At 60.9% G+C, this 18392-nt stretch carries 20 protein-coding genes and 1 pseudogene; 10 read left to right on the plus strand and 11 right to left on the minus strand.

Annotation, left to right across the window (positions count from 1 at the left end; translation table 11 throughout):
* Window positions 1-30: 30 nt before the first annotated feature.
* The 10 genes and pseudogenes from RISW2_RS24010 to RISW2_RS14270 all read right to left on the minus strand — a co-directional run bounded on the left by RISW2_RS24010 (window position 31) and on the right by RISW2_RS14270 (window position 6481).
* A protein-coding gene (locus RISW2_RS24010) for an IS5 family transposase (protein ID WP_240504185.1) occupies window positions 31-800 on the minus strand; the annotation gives its coding sequence in 2 pieces (ribosomal slippage) (window positions 31-464 and window positions 464-800; 771 coding nt in all).
* 45 nt (window positions 801-845) lie between these two features.
* Window positions 846-1220, minus strand: coding sequence for a c-type cytochrome (locus RISW2_RS24015; RefSeq protein WP_370526696.1), 375 nt, complete (start codon window positions 1218-1220; stop codon window positions 846-848).
* A complete protein-coding gene (locus tag RISW2_RS14250; RefSeq protein WP_043772565.1) occupies window positions 1207-1701 on the minus strand; it encodes a DUF411 domain-containing protein in 495 nt (164 codons plus the stop codon). The genes RISW2_RS24015 and RISW2_RS14250 overlap by 14 nt, the downstream gene beginning before the upstream one ends.
* Complete coding sequence (locus RISW2_RS24020) at window positions 1701-2630, minus strand: WD40/YVTN/BNR-like repeat-containing protein (RefSeq protein WP_233128156.1); 930 nt, start codon at window positions 2628-2630, stop codon at window positions 1701-1703. The genes RISW2_RS14250 and RISW2_RS24020 overlap by 1 nt, the downstream gene beginning before the upstream one ends.
* Window positions 2631-2647: 17 nt before the next feature.
* Window positions 2648-3313 (minus strand): multicopper oxidase domain-containing protein, encoded by a 666-nt coding sequence (locus tag RISW2_RS14255; RefSeq protein WP_235939874.1) that lies wholly within the window; start codon window positions 3311-3313, stop codon window positions 2648-2650.
* Between the two features lie 528 nt (window positions 3314-3841).
* Window positions 3842-4042: pseudogene (locus tag RISW2_RS25655) on the minus strand (hypothetical protein); the annotation flags it as partial.
* Between the two features lie 58 nt (window positions 4043-4100).
* Window positions 4101-5525, minus strand: coding sequence for a mercury(II) reductase (gene merA, locus RISW2_RS14260; RefSeq protein ID WP_043772569.1), 1425 nt, complete (start codon window positions 5523-5525; stop codon window positions 4101-4103).
* Window positions 5526-5529: 4 nt separating this feature from the next.
* Window positions 5530-5763, minus strand: a complete 234-nt coding sequence (gene merF, locus RISW2_RS24030; RefSeq protein WP_082033411.1) for a mercury resistance system transport protein MerF — start codon at window positions 5761-5763, stop codon at window positions 5530-5532.
* Between the two features lie 4 nt (window positions 5764-5767).
* Window positions 5768-6073: a heavy-metal-associated domain-containing protein gene (locus tag RISW2_RS14265; protein ID WP_038068071.1), complete on the minus strand. Its 306-nt coding sequence runs from the start codon at window positions 6071-6073 to the stop codon at window positions 5768-5770.
* An 18-nt stretch (window positions 6074-6091) separates the two neighbouring features.
* Window positions 6092-6481 carry a mercuric transporter MerT family protein gene (locus tag RISW2_RS14270; RefSeq protein WP_043772411.1) on the minus strand — a complete coding sequence of 130 codons (390 nt, stop codon included), beginning with the start codon at window positions 6479-6481 and terminating at the stop codon, window positions 6092-6094.
* Between the two features lie 75 nt (window positions 6482-6556).
* On the opposite strand from RISW2_RS14270, the gene RISW2_RS14275 reads away from it, so the two are divergent.
* The gene (locus tag RISW2_RS14275; protein WP_043772414.1) at window positions 6557-6973 is read left to right on the plus strand and encodes a MerR family transcriptional regulator; all 417 of its coding nucleotides are present in this window, start codon (window positions 6557-6559) and stop codon (window positions 6971-6973) included.
* A 57-nt stretch (window positions 6974-7030) separates the two neighbouring features.
* On the opposite strand, the gene RISW2_RS24035 is transcribed toward RISW2_RS14275, so the two are convergent.
* Window positions 7031-8101, minus strand: a complete 1071-nt coding sequence (locus RISW2_RS24035; protein WP_043872360.1) for a hypothetical protein — start codon at window positions 8099-8101, stop codon at window positions 7031-7033.
* Between the two features lie 226 nt (window positions 8102-8327).
* Here RISW2_RS24035 and RISW2_RS14290 point away from each other — a divergent pair, with 226 nt between their 5' ends.
* From RISW2_RS14290 to RISW2_RS14335, 9 genes are all read left to right on the plus strand, one after another.
* Window positions 8328-9209 carry a recombinase family protein gene (locus RISW2_RS14290; protein ID WP_043772419.1) on the plus strand — a complete coding sequence of 294 codons (882 nt, stop codon included), beginning with the start codon at window positions 8328-8330 and terminating at the stop codon, window positions 9207-9209.
* A 134-nt stretch (window positions 9210-9343) separates the two neighbouring features.
* A complete protein-coding gene (gene repA, locus RISW2_RS24040; RefSeq protein ID WP_040884156.1) occupies window positions 9344-10537 on the plus strand; it encodes a plasmid partitioning protein RepA in 1194 nt (397 codons plus the stop codon).
* Window positions 10521-11450 (plus strand): plasmid partitioning protein RepB, encoded by a 930-nt coding sequence (gene repB, locus RISW2_RS24045; protein WP_067268391.1) that lies wholly within the window; start codon window positions 10521-10523, stop codon window positions 11448-11450. Before repA ends, repB begins: the two co-directional genes overlap by 17 nt.
* 213 nt (window positions 11451-11663) lie before the next feature.
* A complete protein-coding gene (gene repC, locus RISW2_RS24050; RefSeq protein ID WP_084615403.1) occupies window positions 11664-12875 on the plus strand; it encodes a plasmid replication protein RepC in 1212 nt (403 codons plus the stop codon).
* Between the two features lie 1205 nt (window positions 12876-14080).
* Window positions 14081-14566, plus strand: coding sequence for a hypothetical protein (locus RISW2_RS14315; RefSeq protein WP_043772428.1), 486 nt, complete (start codon window positions 14081-14083; stop codon window positions 14564-14566).
* A 40-nt stretch (window positions 14567-14606) separates the two neighbouring features.
* Complete coding sequence (locus RISW2_RS14320; protein WP_043772430.1) at window positions 14607-15545, plus strand: ArdC family protein; 939 nt, start codon at window positions 14607-14609, stop codon at window positions 15543-15545.
* 23 nt (window positions 15546-15568) lie between these two features.
* Window positions 15569-15778 carry a DUF6330 family protein gene (locus RISW2_RS14325; protein WP_043772432.1) on the plus strand — a complete coding sequence of 70 codons (210 nt, stop codon included), beginning with the start codon at window positions 15569-15571 and terminating at the stop codon, window positions 15776-15778.
* Window positions 15779-15864: 86 nt separating this feature from the next.
* Window positions 15865-16254 carry a DUF3768 domain-containing protein gene (locus RISW2_RS14330; RefSeq protein ID WP_043772434.1) on the plus strand — a complete coding sequence of 130 codons (390 nt, stop codon included), beginning with the start codon at window positions 15865-15867 and terminating at the stop codon, window positions 16252-16254.
* A gap of 155 nt (window positions 16255-16409) precedes the next feature.
* Window positions 16410-18392, plus strand: a complete 1983-nt coding sequence (locus tag RISW2_RS14335; protein ID WP_043772437.1) for a ParB/RepB/Spo0J family partition protein — start codon at window positions 16410-16412, stop codon at window positions 18390-18392.

Genomic DNA, 18392 nt, shown 5'->3' on the forward strand with positions numbered 1-18392 from the left:
CAGGCCCCGTTACGGCATCTCATTCTCTCGTCATAGCCAGAACATGACGGTTGCGGCGAGGGCGACGGCGGAGAGGAAGACCTTCGGGCACCTGTCGTAGCGCGTGGCAACCCTGCGCCAGTCCTTCAGGCGGCCGAACATGATCTCGATCCTGTTGCGGCGTTTGTAGCGGCGCTTATCGTATTTGACAGGCTTGCCGCGCGACTTCCTGCCCGGGATGCAGGGCTTTATCCCCTTGTCTTTCAACGCATCTCTGAACCAGTCGGCATCATAGCCGCGGTCGGCGAGCAGCCATTCTGCAGATGGCAAGCTATCCAGCAGGGCCGCAGCACCCGTGTAGTCGCTGACCTGGCCTGCGGTCATGAAGAAGCGGATCGGACGTCCATCGGCATCGGTAACGGCGTGCAGTTTGGTGTTCATGCCGCCCTTGGTCCGGCCGATCAAACGACCCCTCTGATCGCTTGGCCCCCCTTTTTCGACCGCAGGCTGGTCGCCGTGCGGTGCGCCTTCAGATAGGTCGCGTCGATCATCACCGTCCTCGGAACGGCCGCCTCGGAGGCCAGCCCCTCCATCATCCGGGCAAAGACACCCTTGTCGCCCCATCGCTTCCAACGGTTGTAGAGGGTCTTGGGTGGACCATACTCCTTCGGTGCATCACACCACCGCAAGCCATTGCGATTGATGAAGATAATGCCGCTCAGCACTCGCCGGTCATCGACACGCGGCTTGCCATGGCTCTTGGGAAAGAATGGTTCCAGACGGGCCATCTGCGCATCCGTCAGCCAGAAAAGGTTGCTCATTGATCGGTCTCCTTGCGGAGGCTGAATCATGCCGAAAAAGGAAGATCAATGGGTCCTGACCCTAGTGATCTGAAAAAGCATGCGGTCTGAATGGTGCCAAGTGTGGCCTGAGTCATCATGCGGCGGGGCCGGCATTCTTCCTGTGTCAAGACGACGACGCCAATCGGGCTGACCCTCGAGGCTGGCACCATGGCAACTGGCGCAGTTGTCCGCATAAAGCTGTTGCCCTGCCATGACCTGGGATGCAAGCACGGGCTCTCCCAAAAACGTCAGTCCCTCGACACGCGGGTCAACCGGTTCCGATTGGGCCAGCACCACAACGCCGGTGGTCGCGAGCGCGGACACTAGGGCAGCGAGGTGCACTGACCGCCTGACCGTACACTTCGCCGATCGATCTTTCGGCCCCTTATTCATCGGCATAGATTGAGATTCCTTCCGGGCCAAAGGCGTAGGTCCTGAGCGTGCCTGACTTGACCGCAGCCATGCCCGGTGCGTTCGCGGGCATTCCCGGCAAGGTGATACCCGTTATCGCCGGACGGGTTTCCAGCAGCCGCTCGATGATGTCGACGGGGACGAGACCGCTGACATAGTAGCCGTCGATCTCGGCCAAGTGGCAGCCGATGCCCTGGGCGGGCACACCGACTTCGACCGAGCGTTTGTCGAAGTCGCGGTCATCCACACGCGTTACGGTAAAGCCGTGTTCTTCGAGATAATCCCCATAGGCATCACAGCAGCCGCAGCCCGGATCGCGCCAGATGGTGATCTGCCTTTCGCTGCCCGCCAGACCGGGCGCCACATCGCCTGTCGCTTGCGCCCAGGCCGATGTGGTCAGGCCCACCATTCCGACAATGCCGCTGCCAATCAGACCAAGCGCGTTTCTTCTCTGCATCATTTTCTCCATCATCGTTCTCCTGTTTCGATCCAGGTTGCGCCGCCGTCACGGCTGATTTTCAAGATGCCGCCCAACAGGGCAGCGATGTAGGTCTCGTCTCTTGGATGAACCGCAACAGCGGTCGCAGCTTTGCTCGCCCGCTTTTGCCAGATGACTCCGCCGTCCTGCGATGCCCAGAGGCCCGAACGCAGCGCGGCATACATCACTTCCGGCGCCGAGGGGGCACTGGCCAGCGACAGGATCGGTTCACCTCCTGGCAATGGCGCTTCGGACGGTGGGGCTTCACCCGCAACCAATGCGTCCATCGCATTGCCTGGCTGCACGTCCTGCCAGCGACAAAAGCAATCGGGCACCCGCGTTAGGCCAACCTCGGTGCCCGCATAGATCCAGATCCCGCCCATGCCGGTCTCAAGCTCGACCGAAGCCAGAGAAAGAAGTTCCCGCTCTGCGTCGTCGAGCCAGGGGCGGTCCATGGCGAGCGACCAGGTTGCACCGGCGTCTTCGCTCTTCCACAACCCGTCGCCGCGAAGCGAGGCATAGATCATGTCCGGGTTCCGCGAGGCGATAGCAACGGCAGTGATTTCTCCGTCAGGCAGCCTAGCTTCAAAGATACGCCACGAAGCGCCCCCGTCTTCGGAAATGCTGACACCGCCCTCGGCCAACCCCGCAACCACACGGCCGGGCCGGTCGCGATGGGTCGCCAGCGACAGCACGTTCCCCAGTGTCTCTGCCGCGGTCCAAGTCTGGCCGGCATCGTCACTGACGAACAACCCTCGATCTGCCAGCAGGATGGTATCACCATCAAAGGCCAGAGCCGCTGGATCACCATCGACTGCAGCCTGCACAAGCCTTGGCAACACCGTGGCTAAGCCGCTACCGAGGACGGCAGCAAGAACCTTGCGCCGGTTTGGCCGACATCCAATCTCAATCGATTTCAATCTGCTTGCTCCTCTGCTCATGCGACGCGGATCACGCCCATCATCCCGGCCGCCTGGTGCTCGAGGATGTGGCAATGGAACATCCAGTCTCCGGGATTGTCGGCGACCAGGGCGATTTCCACTTGCTCGCGTGGCGCGATCAGCACGGTATCTTGCCATTCGCGGAAATCGGTCGGCACCCCATCGCGGCTGATGACGCGGAAGGAGTGGCCGTGCAGATGGATCGGATGGTCGAAGGCCGTGGCGTTCGTCATCTGGAGGACATGACTCGCGTCGCGCTCCAATGTCAGGAAAGGATCGAGCATGTGCCCTTCGGCCGCAACGCCATTGACGAACCACATGCCGCCGCCCACGACGCCACCCATCATTCCGCCCATCATACTGCCGGACTGGCTTAGGCCCATCTGGCGCTCGACCATTGCTCCCATCATACCCCCGGTGAACAAGATTTCGTGACGACGGGCCGCGTTCAGATCAGGTTCGGCAAGCGGATTGGCTGGAAGGGCAATTTCCCATTCCGGCGGCGCGGCACGCAAGGGCGTGTCGTCAAAGACGACATCCAGCAGGTTGAATTCATTATCGCGATAGGCGCGGTCGACGATTGGAAGCGTGGTTCCCGGGTCGGCAGGGCAATCGAGCATTATGTCGGCACGCATCGCCGGGCCCAGCTGTTTCGGCTTCATGGGGCGGTCGCCCAACTCTATAAACTGACCCCGTCTGTCCACGGGGTGTCACGTAGCCCTTAATTGAGCAATCATGTCAAGGAAGGATAGCCTTTCAGGTGGGTCTATTACACCAATGTCATAGCAAAAATCGACGCTGTTATTTCTCAACCGATCGATCGATGCCACCGGAAAACCCATTCGGGTAGCCGATCCCGTTCACGGTCCTCATGATTTTGACATGCGCACCGGTTATTCGTTGGAATACTGGCCCTTGTTGTATTGTGCGGTCAGATGACTGGCGAAGATCTTGTCAATATTCCTGCAGCTGGGGATCTAGTCCGTGATCAGCATCAGGCCCAGATCCATCGAGTTTTGCACAATAAGCTTAATTGTCACCCCTTCGCATCCGGTATCAGGACGCCCCTGACCTACCCCAAGCACCGCTTTTTAACTTTGCCGCAACCCGTGCAATAGTGCTCAGCGAACCTTTACTGCCATTTGTCTCTACTTGTGCAAAAACGCTCCTGGTGGTGCCCATTTGGTTGCTCACATGCGCCACAATCGATACCGCCCCTGCCCCGTCACCTCCCGGATCAGGCCTCGCGCTTGCGTCCAGGCGAGATTGCGTTGCACGGCGGCACGGCTAGCGTTGGTCAGGGCCTCGCCCATCGGGGCAGAGACAAGGGGCCATTCGGTAAGCACGGCGCGCAAGGCGCGCGTGGTCTTGCCCGAAAGTGGGGTCATTTCGCCTGCCTTGCTCGTCTTAGACACGCTTGAGGGTCCAAGCTGGATAAATCTGCTCGTTTCATCCAGCGCAGCACGACAGCTTCGCGACATCCTTGTCGAAAGTCTGCGCGGCGAGTTTCAGCCCCTCGACCGTTGTCAGATAGGGGAAGATCGTCTCGCCGAGTGCCTTCGTCGTCATACCGATCTTAAGCGCCATGACCAGCGTCTGCACGCTGTCTGCCCCCTCCGGCGCCATGATCACGCCGCCAAGCAGACGGTCTGTCGCCCGGTCCGCGACCAGCTTGATCAGCCCGCGCGTATCGCGCGCGGCAAGCGCGCGAGGCACGTTGTCGAGGGTCAGCACGCTGGTCTTGACGTCATGACCCGCCGCGCGCGCCTGCGCCTCAGTCAGCCCGACCCCGGCGACCTGCGGATCAGTGAACACCACCCAGGGCATCGCCGCATTGTCGTATTGTTCGGCCCCGCCCATGACGGCGTTGCGGGCGGCCAACTTGGCGCCATAGGCGGCCATATAAACGAATTGATCGCGGTCCGTGACGTCACCCGCGGCAAAGATCCCGGGCTTTGTGGTCTGCATGTCGTCGCCAACCCGGATCGCACCGCGTGCGTCGGTCTCGACGCCCATCTCCGCGAGGCCCAGCCCCTCGGTGTTGGCGGCGCGCCCCGTCGTCAGGACGAGGCGGTCGGCCGTCAGTTCGCGCTCCGCGCCATTCACCGTCACGGTCAGCACCGCACGGTCTCCGTCGCGCCGCGCGGCGTGATAGGTTGCGCCGTCAAGAACCGTGACACTCCCGGCGCGCAAGACCTCGGTGAGCGCTTGCGCCACCTCCGGCTCGGTGCGCGGCAACAGGCGCGAACGGCAGACGATGGTAACCCGCGTGCCCATCCGCGCCATCATCTGCGCCAGCTCCACGCCGATATAGCCGCCGCCGAGGAAGATCAGGCTTTCGGGCAACTGGTCCAGATCCAGCAGCGACGTGCTGTCGAGCGTTGGTACGTCCCGGACCCCAGGGATGTCGGGCCTGGCCGGTCGACCGCCGGTGGCGACGATCACCTTGGGAGCCGTGATCCTGCGCCCGCCGACCTCGACCCCGCCGGGGACGAGACGGCCTGGACCCTCGTCGAGATAGGTCACACCCTCGTAGCCCGGCAGCAGATCGGCGTACTTCTTCTGGCGCAGTGTAGCGACAAGATCGTCCTTGGCCGCAACCAGCGCCGACCAGTCGGCGACCTGCGCCTCTCCGCTGAGGCCCGGGAAACGATGCGCCGACTGCGCACTGTGCAGGGCTTCCGCAGCGCGGATCATCGTCTTGGAGGGCACGCAGCCCACGTTCACGCAGGTGCCGCCGATGGTCCCATGCCCGATCAGCGCGACGCGCTTGCCGCCCTCGGCGGCGGTGATCGCGGCGGAGAAGCCAGCCGATCCGGCGCCGATCACGGCGAGGTCGAAATCGCCCGTGGGCGCCTTGGTTTCGAATTTCATGAACTCATCCATTTTCTTGAGATGCCCTGCGCCGCTGCCGCCGCCAGACGGCATAGATGGTTAGGCCGATTAAAAACGCCAGCGCGGGCAGCAGCACATAGTCGAGCCAACCCAGCCAGGCCGACAGGCCCACGGCGCCGAGAAGAACGACCAGGATCGGCGTGAAGCAGCAGAGCGCTGCGATGACGGTGCCGACGACACCTGTTGCAATCAGCTTGCGGTCTGTCCGCTCGGTCATCCCGTCAACCCGAGACGCGCGCCGGGTAGCCTGCATTGGCCGACGCGGTGGCGATCGCCTCTGCGCTGGTCGCGGCGGTGTCGAAGACGACAGTAGCGGTGCGCGCCTCGAAGTCGATCTCGACCGCGTGCACGCCTTCGACGCCCTCCATCGCGCGCTTCACGGTGACCGGACACAGCGCACAGGTCATATTGTCCACCGCGAAGGTGAGGGTCTGCTCGGCGGCGACGGTTTGCGCGACGGCAGGGATGGCCGTGATGGGTGCTGTGGCGGTCAGGCCGAACAGAACAAGGGCAAGGATCGTCTTCATGAGGGTGTCCTTTCGAGATCAGTAGAGAAGCGGAGCCCACCAGTCGATGGTGAGTGCAGCGAGGACGAGGATCAGGGAGGTCCAGAGAGCGGACTTGGTGATGCGCGCCGAGGATGGGCGCGCGCAGTAGGAACCGGGCTCGCAGACGGTCGGTTTGCGGAAATAGACCTGCCGGAATCCCGCCCCGATGAAGCCGAGCGAAATCACGGCGAAGATCGGCTTGAAGGGCTCCAGCGCCGTCAGGTTGCTGATCCAGGCCCCCGAGATACCGAGGGTCAGCAGCACCAATGGTCCGACACAGCAGGCCGAGGCGAGAAAGGCGCCCATCACCCCGCCCGCCGCAAGCCAGCCCTTTCGGGCGGGGCGATCCGCTGCTGAGGTGTCAGTTCTGTCGTCTGTCAGCGCCATGTCGCGCACCTTTCGTCTGTGGTTGACGATGGGTGTAGGGTCTGTAGTAGCTACAGGCTCAAGAGGAAAACCCCCATGATCGATCACGAAAGCGAGAGCAGCTTAACACGCGGCGACCTGGCCCGGGCGACCGGATGCAACATCGAGACGATCCGCTATTACGAGAAAACCGGCCTGCTGCCCGACCCGCCGCGCAGCGCCGCAGGCTACCGGATATATTCCGCCGCACACGCCACGCGCCTTCGCTTCATCCTGCGCGCCCGCGAGCTCGGGTTCTCGATGGAGGACATTCGCGGGCTGATGGGGCTCGACGATGGTGCCGCGCCGACCTGCGCCGAGGTCAAGGAGCGGACAAAACGTCACCTTGCGGACGTGCGGGCGAAGATCGCGGATCTCCGGCGGATCGAATCCGTCCTCGCTGCAACGGCATCCAGGTGTTCTGGCGCCGAAGTCCCCAACTGTCCGGTGCTCGACGCGATTTCTGGAAACTGAAAACTATGACACGAACTTCCCGAACTCTTGAAGCTCCCATGCATCGAACTGGAAGATTCAAGATCGTGCCGCTACCCATATCTTGAATCGCCCCTGGCCGGTCACCTCGCGGATCAGGCCTCGCGCTTCCATCCAGGCAATATTGCGTTGAACGGCGGCACGGCTAGCGTTGGTCAGGACCTCGCCCATCGGGGTAGAGACAAGGGGCCATTCGGTAAGCACAGCGCGCAAGGCGCGCGGGGTCTTGCCCGAAAGCGGTGTCATTTCGGCTTCCGCCCGCGCTGACCATGCTTCGACATCGTCTAGGTGCCGCATTGCTGTCAGACATGCCGTCTCCATCCCCTCAAGCCAACGCGCCAAACGATCAGCGGGTGGGCCGCCAGCGCGCAGCCCCCCTGCCCCACCCATGGCCAGAGGTGCAAAGACTGCTCCCTTGCCCTCGCTGGCCGCGATCCGCGCGGCCGTGACTGCCGCTTCCATTCGATCGCCCTGCTGCCCAAGGCCCGCAAGGCTCCAGAGGTGATAACCCGCGCAGGCACGGGTTATCGGGTGCAGCTCGGCGGCTTGCGCCATCAGGTTCAGCCAACCGCCCGCGCGATCCGCGAAAGGCTCGGCGTCATCGACCATGTTCTCGGGATCGCGACGATCGAGGAAGGCAGAAAGGTCCACCTCTGGGCCTGGTCCCCCTGTCAGACGACGTACCGCCCAACCGACACGCGCCAGTGCTGCGGGGTCCTCTTGAACGCCTGACAGGCGCATGGATATCCAAATAGCAATGCGATCCGGGCCAATGCGGTCACCCGCGAACCAGCTGAGGTCGGCAGCCTCGATCAGGGCAAGCCTGTGCCGCCATCCTTCCGGGCTGCGCTTCAGGCGGTCGTCCAGCGCGCCGACGCGACCGGCCACACGGGCAAGACGCGCGGCATGACCTGCCTCTGCTTTCCGCCAATCGTCGAGGACCTCGCCTTCACGCAGTTCGGCCCGTGGTCCTGGTGGCAAGTAATCCGGCTCCTCTTCCATCGGACCGGGCAGGAACCAAAGATCGTCTTCGGACGACTGTTCCACCTCCTCAGCGTCGAGGAAGAGAGCGTCCGATTCATCATGAAAGGCAGGCACTTGAGGCTTCATATGTGCAAAATACTGGAATTTTGCTTTTTACCCAAGGGTTTTGTCGGAATGCGCCCGCGCTCCTTATATTGCATGCGCGCGGCACGGTCTGCCAGAACTCTCTGATCGCGCTCAGCCTATGCAAACTAAGGGATTTCTGATGAGCAGTGCCACAGAGCACGCTCTTGCATTCGTTTACAAACGGTCGTTTAGTAGCCATACCTTAAATTGCAAACGGCCCGATTTCATGCCCCTGATAGGCTATGCGCGCGTATCCACAGAGGATCAGACCCCCCTGCCCCAGTCCGAGGCGCTGCAATCGGCGGGCTGTGCCGAGATCTTTGAAGAGCACGCCTCAGGCAGCAATCGCGCGCGTCCTGTGCTTGCGCGCGTGCTCGAACGCGTCCAGAGCGGCGACACATTGGTTGTCGTGCGAATTGATCGGCTTGCGCGGTCTCTGTCGCACTTGCTGGAGGTGATCGAACGTCTGGAGGCCAAGGGAGCTTTCTTCCGCTCGCTGCAGGATCCAATCGACACCGCCTCCCCTCAAGGAAAATTCACATTGCAGGTTCTGGGCGCCGCGGCCGAGTTCGAGCGCGCGCTGATACGTGAGCGCACAAAGGCCGGGCTTGCCTCTGCGCGCGCCAAGGGTCGCGTTGGTGGCAATCCTGGGCTTCGCACCAAAGACCCCGCCGCGCTGCGCAAGGTGCGGCTGGCGCGACAGGACGGCTACATGGAGCGCCTGAACGAAACCGCGCAGGATTGGGTGCCCCACGTGCGACGCCTACGGCCGGATATGGCCTGGGAAGATGTCTTGCGAATCATTAATGGCCCCCTGCCCCACGACCGGCACTGGACCCAAAGCCGCCTACTCCGTGCTGTGAAAGCCTATGTCCGTGACGGGTTTCTGCTAGATGAAGTGCTTGGCCGCGCCGGACGCCGCGAAACCGATGACCGCCTGCCAGCTATCGTGGCTGCCATCAAAGGCTCGGACCCGGAAATCACACTGCAGGCGATCTGCGACCGGCTGGAATCGATGCGTGAGCGCACCCCTCGAGGCCGCACTAGCTGGCAGCCGTCTTCGGTCAAAATGCTGCTTGAGCGTGCGGAAAAGTTGGGGCTCCTCTGAACACGACACTTGTGTTGGCCTGACGGATTGCCACTAAATCTAGAAAGTGCTTGCACGAATCTGGGTGGTCGGGCAATAGTCTCGAAAAATAACGCGCGGTCACATAAAAAACGCGCCCACGGATCGGGGCAGACATGAGCGAAGCAGAACAGGATCTAGATATCGCCATCGGGCACTACGCGGAACTTCTCGCGTCGAACCTGCATGCTCAGCGCGCTGCACACTTCCCACCGGATGCAAAGAAGGTGATGCGCACTTTGACCAGCGGCGAAGCTGCTGAACTCCTTGGTGTCGACCATACCTATCTTCGGAAGCTTCATCGAGAAGGAAAGATCGTTGACGTCGAGACGACGGCTGGAAGTCATCGTCGCTATACGCTCGACGATATCTGGGAAATCCGTCAGACGCTTGAAGGAAATGCAAAGAAGTCTGGAACTTACGTGCCTGGACGTCGCGACGGTGACGAGCTTCAAGTCGTTTCAGTGGTGAACTTCAAGGGCGGATCGGGCAAAACGACGACGTCTGCTCACCTCGCTCAGCGCTTGGCGCTCAAGGGGTACAGGGTTCTTGCGATCGATCTCGACCCCCAAGCATCTCTTTCGGCTCTTCACGGAATCCAGCCAGAACTCGACCTCATGGAGGGCGGAACCCTCTACGATGCCGTTCGCTATGACGATCCGGTTCCGATCGCCGAAGTGATCCGCAAAACCTACATCCGCGGCCTTGATCTTATCCCGGGCAACCTTGAACTCATGGAGTTCGAGCACGAGACGCCTGCTGCGATCCAGCGAGGCGGAGCGAAGGCGTTCTTCGCGAGAGTTCATGACGCACTCGATAGTGTTGAAGCGAACTACGACGTTGTTGTGATCGACTGTCCGCCGCAACTTGGTTTCTTGACGATGTCAGCACTTTCCGCGTCCTCGGGTGTGCTCGTGACGGTTCACCCGCAGATGCTTGACCTTATGTCGATGTCCCAATTCCTGCGAATGACTGCGGATCTCCTTGGAGTAATCAGGGATGCAGGCGCCAATCTGCGCTTCGATTGGCTTCGCTTCTTGCCAACGCGATACAAAGTCGGCGACGCGCCACAGACCGAAGTCATCGCCTTCATTCGCGGGCTCTTTGGGAGGTCGGTCCTGACCAATCACATGGTTGAGTCGACCGCAATTTCTGATGCCGGCTTGACCAAGCAAACGCTCTACGAAGCTGACAAGAAGGACTTCACGCGTCAGACGTTTGATCGTGCGATCGAATCTATGAACGCAGTGAACGATGAGATCGCTGAAATCATCCAGAACACATGGGGGCGGAATGGCAAGAAAGCCTAAACTTGGCCTGCCGCTGCAGACCCTTCGCAACGCTCCTGACGCTCTTGAAGGGCGCCGACTGCGTGGCGGTGTTTTTGAGATCGATCCGGCGCAGATTGTTACCGAAGGACGGTTGGATGACAGGCTTCAGATTGACGTTGAGGGCCTGAAGAACTCTATTTCCAAGAACGGTCAGCGTGTGCCTGTCTTGGTCCGCCCACTGGAAGGCGATCGCTACAACCTGATCTATGGCCGCAGACGCTTGGAAGCATGTCGCGAACTCGGTATCAAAGTTCGAGCCATCGTCACAGAGGTTGAAGGTGATCAAGCGCTTCGAGATCAGCTTCTCGAGAACCAAGAGCGTCGTGATCTGAGCTTTATTGAGCGTGCGCTCGTTGCGACGGCACTTCTGGACGGTGATCATTTGGAAGGGGCTGAGCGCACCAATCGAGGTGTCGCCGAAGTCCTTAACCTCCACGAAGCTGGGGTTTCACAACTCTTGAGTGTCGTTCGGACGGTCGGCGAGGAACTCATCCAGGCAATTGGTGCGGCTCCCGGGATTGGTCGCCCGAGATGGGAAGAGCTCAAAAAGGCTTTGGGTGCCTACGACGGTGATCGAGACCAACTGCAAGCCGTAGCTCATGCAGCCAAGTCCGAAAGTTCCGGCTCGGTCGATGAGGTTTCTGAGCGTGCGTTTCTCGCAGTTCTGGCAGCTGCGAAGAGAGCAGAGAAGAAAGCAAGCCCGTCTAGAAAGGGTGTGCCTGCTTTGGCGATCCCCGGTGTTGGAGCTGCGACGGTCAAGACCGGCCGCCAAGGCAAGCAGCTCAAACTTGATCTAACTACGGATGAACCTGATTTTATCAGCTGGTTGGAGGGCAACGCCCCAAAGCTGATTACCGAGCTTCATGAGCGCTGGAAGCGTTCAGGAGACTGAGGAAGAGCAACCAACAAGAAGGAGGCACGATACAGGCAAAAAGAAAAAGGCCCCGAGAAGCTAGCTTCACGAGACCTTTGTAAGGTTTCGCACCGGGATCAGCCCGCTACAAAATCTCAGTTTTCGCACTTCTGAATGTAGCGTTCTGGCCCCTACCCCGCAAGCGCAAAGCGATTCGCGGGCCCTAGAATTTTTGTCTTCGTGGATATTTTCATGGAGTACACACCAATCTCGCCGTTTATGCGGCCGATTTCGCAGGCCCATTTGCGCGTCATTGAGCGACCCGAGGCATCTGTTCCAGCCAGACCCGTTAACAAGTGGGAACTCCTGCGCGAGCTCTCCAAGGCGCAAGCGGCCTTTGGGGTCTCGGAACGTGATCTGACGGTTTTGCAGGGGCTCCTCAGCTTCTTTCCGGACGATGCGCTTGGCGGGAACGCCGAGATGGTCGTCTTCCCCTCGAACAAGGCGATCTGTGAGCGCCTGAATGGTATGCCCTGCTCCACGATGCGTCGTCACCTCGCGCGTCTTGTCGAGGCTGGCTTGCTCCAGCGGCGCGATAGCCCCAATGGGAAGCGTTACGTCCGCAAGCACGGCGAAGATCGCGTTGCCTTTGGCTTCGATCTTTCCCCGCTCTACAGTCAGTCCGAGGAGATAGCACGGGCCGCAGAGGCCGTACGTGAGGCTGAGGAGCGCGTCAGGCGCCTGAGAGAGGTCGTAAGCCTCATGCGACGCGACCTCGCGGCCCTCGCCGAGTTCGGAGACGAGATACAGCCCGGCCTAGGCTTCTGGGATCAGCTTCGCGACAAGGCTGCACTCACAGCCCGCGCGCTTCGCCGCAAGCTTTCAATTGAGGACCTCGCGGCCTATCGAGCCGACCTTGAAGCTCTCCTTGACCAGGCACGCAACATCATTGATGGCCCTGAAACAGAAGAAATGAACACCAATGATGCCCATTCTGAGCGTCACCATCATAATTCAAATAAAGAATCTATAGATCTTGAACCTGCTTTAGAAAAAAGCGGGGCGGCGGCGGGTGTGCCAGATGTGGACACGGATGAGCCTGTGGCTGACGTCGATGAACAGGACACAAGACACCTGCCAAAGATCCCGCTGCACCTAGTGATCGCGGCATGTCCCTCGCTTAAGACCTTCTACCAAGGTGAGATCCGGCATTGGCATCAGCTCTTCGATGCGGCGTGCCATGTGCGGCCAGCCATGGGAATCAGTGCGTCTGCATGGGAAGAAGCACAGCGGTTCATGGGTCCGGAGCAAGCGTCGATCGTCGTTGCTGCCATGCTGGAACGCTTCGCCGACATAAGATCGCCTGGTGGATACTTGCGAGCTCTGACTGCCAAAGCTGCGGCAGGCGAGTTTTCCTGTGGCCCAATGGTCATGGCATTGATTGGCCGGCGGAACGCGGCTTAACAGCTGTTAAACTCCGATCTCGTGCGGCTGGCATGGCATAACTTAACAGCTGTTAAGTAGGCTCTCGGCACACAAACGGTGTTCGAGAGAGAAAAGTTAGGGGGTTGAGGTGTGGCGGTATTTGAGATCGTGAAAGTGGCTTTCGCCTTCGTCCCGGCGAAGCTCTGATGACGAGGGCATCCCGATCATCATGGTAAAACCTCAGCTGGTGACCATCGCTGCTAGTAGCGCAAAGGCGGCTAGCGAAGAACATACAGAGCGTTGCGCTGCAGCCAACCTAGCAGTTGCGCGCCTCCGCGGCCCCTGCCCTTTTCGATGCCTGAGATCTGATGATGAATACCCTCAACAATTGGCTCTACGCTATCCGGCGCCTGCTGACGGCGATTTGGGTCCTGGCCTCGGATATTCGCTTGGCCTTCATCGGTGCTAATGCCTGAGAGGTAGGTTGTGGATGTCTGTTGCATGATATCGTGGCTACGGGCCGTAGCGCACAAGGAGCAGACGATCGATGGTTGCCAAAACCGTTTGACCAAGGGCTCGATCCTCGAATTCCCGCGCGCGGGGAAGGGGGAGCCGGTAACTTCTCAGTCACTTCAATAATGGCGACATGGCCAACGACGCAATCGGTTCCTCAAGCGCAGCAGCTGGTTGCCAGCGGTCCGGCGTTCCGCTGATTTGGTCGTAGTGGACGACGAGGACATCGCAGAACAGCGGTTGCAACTCAAACTCTTGATTTCATGACACCCGAACTCTTCAAAAGAGTGCATTGATGTTGGCTGCGGAATGATCTGATCCGTCAGATGGAGGAAAATGATTTAATAACAATAGGTTATTGCGTTTTTTGGTATTCGCGATGAGAAATCATGCCCATAACAGCCTTCATCGACATGATTTCCCTTTCCAGGGTGCCGATCCGCTACATCGACGGGAAGCCAAAGCATCAGCACGCTTTACGAAGAAGTTGGCAGTTGCGGACCGATTGAGCGGTCTGGGCTATCTCGTGAAGAAGGAACCGCCACAGGTCTAGCCGATGGGCCCTGTGGAAGTTCTGATCCCGTCGTACCAGTACAGTTCGGTGGCGGTTGGGTGTTTCATGGGTTTGGTCCACGAAAAGTAAAAGTGTTCTTCGGGTTTTGTGACTGACGGATGAGGGCCTTTGGGGTCCCTCAGATGGGTCCGGGCCGGGTTCCGGTCTGCCGTTCCTGATGAAGGGCATTCCCATGCAAACAGGTGTCTTGCGCGTGCTGCGCGCAATCGCTGCCTCGTGGTGGCGACACAAGGAACTGCGCCGAACTGGCCAGCTAGAATTGGCACGGCGGCTCGAACGCGAGACTGTCCTGCGTGATCTCGTCCATCTCAGGCAGGCGGCGACATTGCCGAATGCGCATGTGATCTGCGGCGAGGGCGGGACATTCATCCATCTCGGTTGGACCACCGTGTCGACCCTCGCGCCGATCGAGCGCTTTCCCTTGGCCACTCTTGCGGTCGCACGAGGGACCCCGTTCATCGATATCCGACCCGTCACCGATGTCATCGCCTTCGCGAACTTGCCGCGGGTGACGCGGGACGGATCGGACGACTCTGAACCCTGGGGGCCCGGCAGGTCCGTGTCGCTGACCGACTACATCGATATGGTCGAAAAGCTCGGTGCCAGGATCATCAACGATCCGCGGCCCCGTCAGTCAATCTGATCACCATTCCCTCTCACCAACACACGAAAGGACGCCAGCCATGGCCCGATCCCGCACGCCCAAATTCGATGCCTCTGAGGCCATCACAAACGAAATCATCCGTATCATCGAGCGCGGCGTTCTGCCTTGGCGCAAGCCCTGGACGGCTGGCGGTAGCTCCAGACCCTTGCGCGTGGGCGGTGAACCCTACCAGGGAGTGAACAACTTCCTGCTGACCATGCGAACCGTGATGGCGGGCCACAGCTCGCCCTTCTGGATGACGCTGCCGCAGGCCAATGCGTTGGACGCAAAGGTGCGCAAGGGAGAGAAATCCTCCGTCGTGGTCTACTATGGTCAAAGCCGGAAAGACGCCGGCGATGAGGATCAGCACAGGGAGAACGATGATCGTTCCGAGGAGGCCCGGATCTTCCGCTTCCAGAAATCCTACCGCGTGTTCAATGCCTGCCAGATCGAGGGTCTGCCCGACAGTTTCTACCCCGACCCGGAGCCCGTGCCTGAACATCCACCCTTCGAGCCCATCCCGCATATGCAGGCGTTTTTCGATGCCATCGACATCACGACCGTCTTCACAGGAACGGAGGCGTACTATTTGCCCCCCGTGGATAAGGTCTACATGCCGTCGATCGCGCGTTTCGAGAACCCGCGGAATTTCTACGGGGTCTGGGCCCATGAGCTGGCCCATGCCACCAAGGCGCGCCATCGGCTGAACCGCGATTTCGGGTTCTCGAAGTTTGGCAACACGTCCTATGCGCGCGAGGAGATCGTCGCGGAATTGACCTCGGTGTTCCTGGGTCAGACGCTCGGCTTCACGGCGCATACGCTCGAGATGAATGCCGCCTACCTCCACAACTGGTTGCGCGTTCTTCGGTCGGACAAGGGAGCGATCTTCAAGCACGCCGCCGATGCGCAACGTGCCTGCGACTACCTGATCGCACGGTCGGAGGCGGGCAGGGCAGGGGGCCGCGCCGAGGCCGCCTGACCACAGCGAGAACGGAGACACCTATGCCACGCAAGGAACCCAAGACGCTGCGGGTGGCCTGCTTCGCTGACGGCCGCCGCAAGATCATCGCCTTCAAGCGCAGTGCCTATTGGTGGAGCGCGTCCGAGGGTGCCTATCCACTCTCGGCAGCGCTCGAGACCATCAAGGAACAGGGCGGCTGGATCGAAACCATCCCCAACCCGAATTACCGACCCAAAGGGCTGTTAGGGTAGGGCGCCTTCGGCCTCGATTCATCCGCCGTGCGGAAAAGTGGAAGCGGGCTTCGGGAAGGGTGTTTCAACTTCTCAAAGGAGATCCCATGTCCATGACCGTTCAATCCCAGCCAGACCGTCCGGATCCGACCGTGATCGCGGCGCAAAACGACGCGTTTCGCAAGCTCGCGTGCCTTGGAGTGCCGCCCGCGCAGCCCACCCAGGGCCGAATGCATGTCACCCGCTCGCTTATGGAGGCCGGTGACGGCTTCATGGCCGAGGCGGTGAAGGCCACCGGTGCGTTCGATAGATTCGAGCCTGAGAATGATCCCGAGGGATGGCACGATTTTGGCGCGGTCGAGATCCGGGGCGAGACCGTGTTCTGGAAGATCGATCTCTATGAGGCAGATTCGGATTTCCGCTACGGGGCTGAGACCCCGGACAACCCCGCCACCACCATGCGCGTGCTGACCATCATGATGGCGCGCGACTGGTAGGGTAGGGGACTCCTCCCACTGACACCCCAGACGTTGAAGGCCCGCTGCCCCCAAAAAGGCAAAGCGGGCCTTTTGTCGTGGTGATCCCTGAAGCCGGGGATTGGTTACGCGCGTGAAGGCGCGGGCCACACCTCACCCACCTGGAAGGATATCCCATGACCACAAGCTTTGCCCCTCTCATCGCCGCCATTGGCGATCTGGTCCCGCATCCCGCCAATGTGCGCAGCAACTCGCCGGAAACCTACGACACCGAGAACATCGCGCATCTGAAAGCCAGCATCGCCGTGCTGGGTCTCCTCCAGCCGCTCCTGGTTCAGAGGATCGACGGTAAATATGCCGTACTCGCAGGCGGTCGTCGCCATGCCGCCCTGAAGGAACTGGTCGCTGACAAGGCCGCCAAGGGGTTCACCGCGAAAACCAAGATCGACTGCCGCCTTGTGCCGGAGGATTGCGACGTGACCACAGCGCTGTCACTCGCTGAGAACATCACGCAAGCCCCGATGAATGCCATCGACGAGTTCGAGGCCTTCGCCCGGATGATGGAGGTCGACGGCCAGACGCCCGAGACGATCGCAAAGACCTTCGGCACCACGGTGGCGGCCGTGAAAGGCCGGTTGCGCTATGGCCTTATCCACCCCGACATCCGCGCCGCGGCCCGGGGCAAGGTGATCACGCTCGACACGATGAAAGCCTTCGCCGAGCACCCGAGCCAGGAGGCGCAGCGCGAGGTCTTCGAGGCGCTCACAAAAGACGGCGGCTATCTGCAGGCCTACACGGTCCGTCAGGCGCTCAAATCCCGCGGTGTGCAGGTCAGCGATGATATCGGGGCTTTCGTGCGCGCGGACTACGAGGCCCGCGGCGGCGCCGTCGCGGCTGACCTTCTGGAAGAGCATTCCGTGCTGGAGGATGCAGCGCTGGTCGAAACCATCCTGCTCGAGAAGCTCGGTGCCGCCGCCGAAGAGGCCCGCATAAAGCTGGGCTTTGCCTGGGCCGATGCGATGGTCCGCTATGATTACGCGACCATGGCCGACTACGGCCGCGTTTATCCCGGCCCGATCGAGCCTGATGAGGCTGCGCAAAAGCGCATCGATGAGATCACCGCCGAACTCGAGAAACTGCAACTCGAGATGGAGGATGAGGGGCTCGAGGACGGTGCCTACAACGCGCTTTACGAGCGCGTGGACGCCTTGGAAGAGGAAGCCCGCGACCTGCAGGAGGCCTACAGCGCCGAGGACCTAGCGCGGTCTGGGGTAATCGCGTCGTGGCAGGGTGGGCAGATCACGCTCCATGTTGGTCTCGTCCGCCCCGAGGACACCGTCAAAGAGGAGGGCGCGCGCGGCTCCTCGGCTAGCCCGACCGGGGAGGAGGCCCCGGACGCCGGCGAAATCACCTATCCAGCCTCACTGGCTGAGGACCTCAAGACCGAGCGAGCCATGGCGCTTGGGGCCGCGATGGCGTTGCATCCTGAGGCCACGCTCGATCTCACGCTCTTCAAGCTGGTCAGTGACGTTCTGGCCAGCGGCATCAGTGTCACGCAGGCGATCAAGATCGATGCCCGCAAGGAATACCGCAGCCATGCCAAGATGGACGAGATCGACGAGACCTCGCTCGAGCAGGTGGCGGCGGCGCATGATGCGCTTGATCTGTCCTGGCTCGATGAGGCCCGCGCGCCCGCCGATCAGTTTGCGGCGTTTCGCGCGCTGAAGGCCGGCGAGAAGGCCAAGCTCGTCGCCTATGCCACGGCCAGCACCACGCAGTCCTGCTTCGCGCGGGATCGATCGCGCGACAGCCTGATGCATGCGTTCGAGATCGAGATCATGCCCGATATCCGCGCCCACTGGACGCCGAACGCGGCGCTCTTCAACCGCTTCAAGAAGGCCTGGCTCCTGAAGATCCTCGGCGAAGATCTGGGTCTTGCCCAGGAGGCGGTGACGCTCGCCTCATCGAGCAAGAAGGAGATCGTCGCCTTCTGCGACAAGCTCTTCGCTGAACCCTTCGCCACACTGACGGACGCGCAGCGCGCTGCAGTAGCCGCCTGGTGCCCGCCGATGATGCAGACCGCCGGTATCGCCTTTGATGAGGCGGAGCCCGCTGCGGAAACCCCCGAGCCTGACAGCGAGGTCTCGCACGCGGCCTGA

The organism is Roseivivax isoporae LMG 25204, from assembly GCF_000521865.1.
GTDB classification, from domain to species: Bacteria; Pseudomonadota; Alphaproteobacteria; order Rhodobacterales; family Rhodobacteraceae; genus Roseivivax; species Roseivivax isoporae.

What these genes read in the sequence shown, in the direction of transcription:
- merA (WP_043772569.1), bottom strand. Translation starts at nt 5,525, where the DNA reads ATGAAATTCGAAACCAAGGCGCCCACGGGCGATTTCGACCTCGCCGTG.
- RISW2_RS14320 (WP_043772430.1), top strand. Translation starts at nt 14,607, where the DNA reads ATGGCCCGATCCCGCACGCCCAAATTCGATGCCTCTGAGGCCATCACA.
- repB (WP_067268391.1), top strand. Translation starts at nt 10,521, where the DNA reads ATGGCAAGAAAGCCTAAACTTGGCCTGCCGCTGCAGACCCTTCGCAAC.
- RISW2_RS24035 (WP_043872360.1), bottom strand. Translation starts at nt 8,101, where the DNA reads ATGAAGCCTCAAGTGCCTGCCTTTCATGATGAATCGGACGCTCTCTTC.
- RISW2_RS14290 (WP_043772419.1), top strand. Translation starts at nt 8,328, where the DNA reads ATGCCCCTGATAGGCTATGCGCGCGTATCCACAGAGGATCAGACCCCC.
- RISW2_RS14255 (WP_235939874.1), bottom strand. Translation starts at nt 3,313, where the DNA reads ATGAAGCCGAAACAGCTGGGCCCGGCGATGCGTGCCGACATAATGCTC.
- RISW2_RS24015 (WP_370526696.1), bottom strand. Translation starts at nt 1,220, where the DNA reads ATGCCGATGAATAAGGGGCCGAAAGATCGATCGGCGAAGTGTACGGTC.
- repA (WP_040884156.1), top strand. Translation starts at nt 9,344, where the DNA reads ATGAGCGAAGCAGAACAGGATCTAGATATCGCCATCGGGCACTACGCG.
- RISW2_RS14265 (WP_038068071.1), bottom strand. Translation starts at nt 6,073, where the DNA reads ATGAAGACGATCCTTGCCCTTGTTCTGTTCGGCCTGACCGCCACAGCA.
- RISW2_RS14330 (WP_043772434.1), top strand. Translation starts at nt 15,865, where the DNA reads ATGTCCATGACCGTTCAATCCCAGCCAGACCGTCCGGATCCGACCGTG.
- merF (WP_082033411.1), bottom strand. Translation starts at nt 5,763, where the DNA reads ATGACCGAGCGGACAGACCGCAAGCTGATTGCAACAGGTGTCGTCGGC.
- repC (WP_084615403.1), top strand. Translation starts at nt 11,664, where the DNA reads ATGGAGTACACACCAATCTCGCCGTTTATGCGGCCGATTTCGCAGGCC.
- RISW2_RS14270 (WP_043772411.1), bottom strand. Translation starts at nt 6,481, where the DNA reads ATGGCGCTGACAGACGACAGAACTGACACCTCAGCAGCGGATCGCCCC.
- RISW2_RS14275 (WP_043772414.1), top strand. Translation starts at nt 6,557, where the DNA reads ATGATCGATCACGAAAGCGAGAGCAGCTTAACACGCGGCGACCTGGCC.
- RISW2_RS14325 (WP_043772432.1), top strand. Translation starts at nt 15,569, where the DNA reads ATGCCACGCAAGGAACCCAAGACGCTGCGGGTGGCCTGCTTCGCTGAC.
- RISW2_RS14335 (WP_043772437.1), top strand. Translation starts at nt 16,410, where the DNA reads ATGACCACAAGCTTTGCCCCTCTCATCGCCGCCATTGGCGATCTGGTC.
- RISW2_RS14250 (WP_043772565.1), bottom strand. Translation starts at nt 1,701, where the DNA reads ATGGAGAAAATGATGCAGAGAAGAAACGCGCTTGGTCTGATTGGCAGC.
- RISW2_RS14315 (WP_043772428.1), top strand. Translation starts at nt 14,081, where the DNA reads ATGAAGGGCATTCCCATGCAAACAGGTGTCTTGCGCGTGCTGCGCGCA.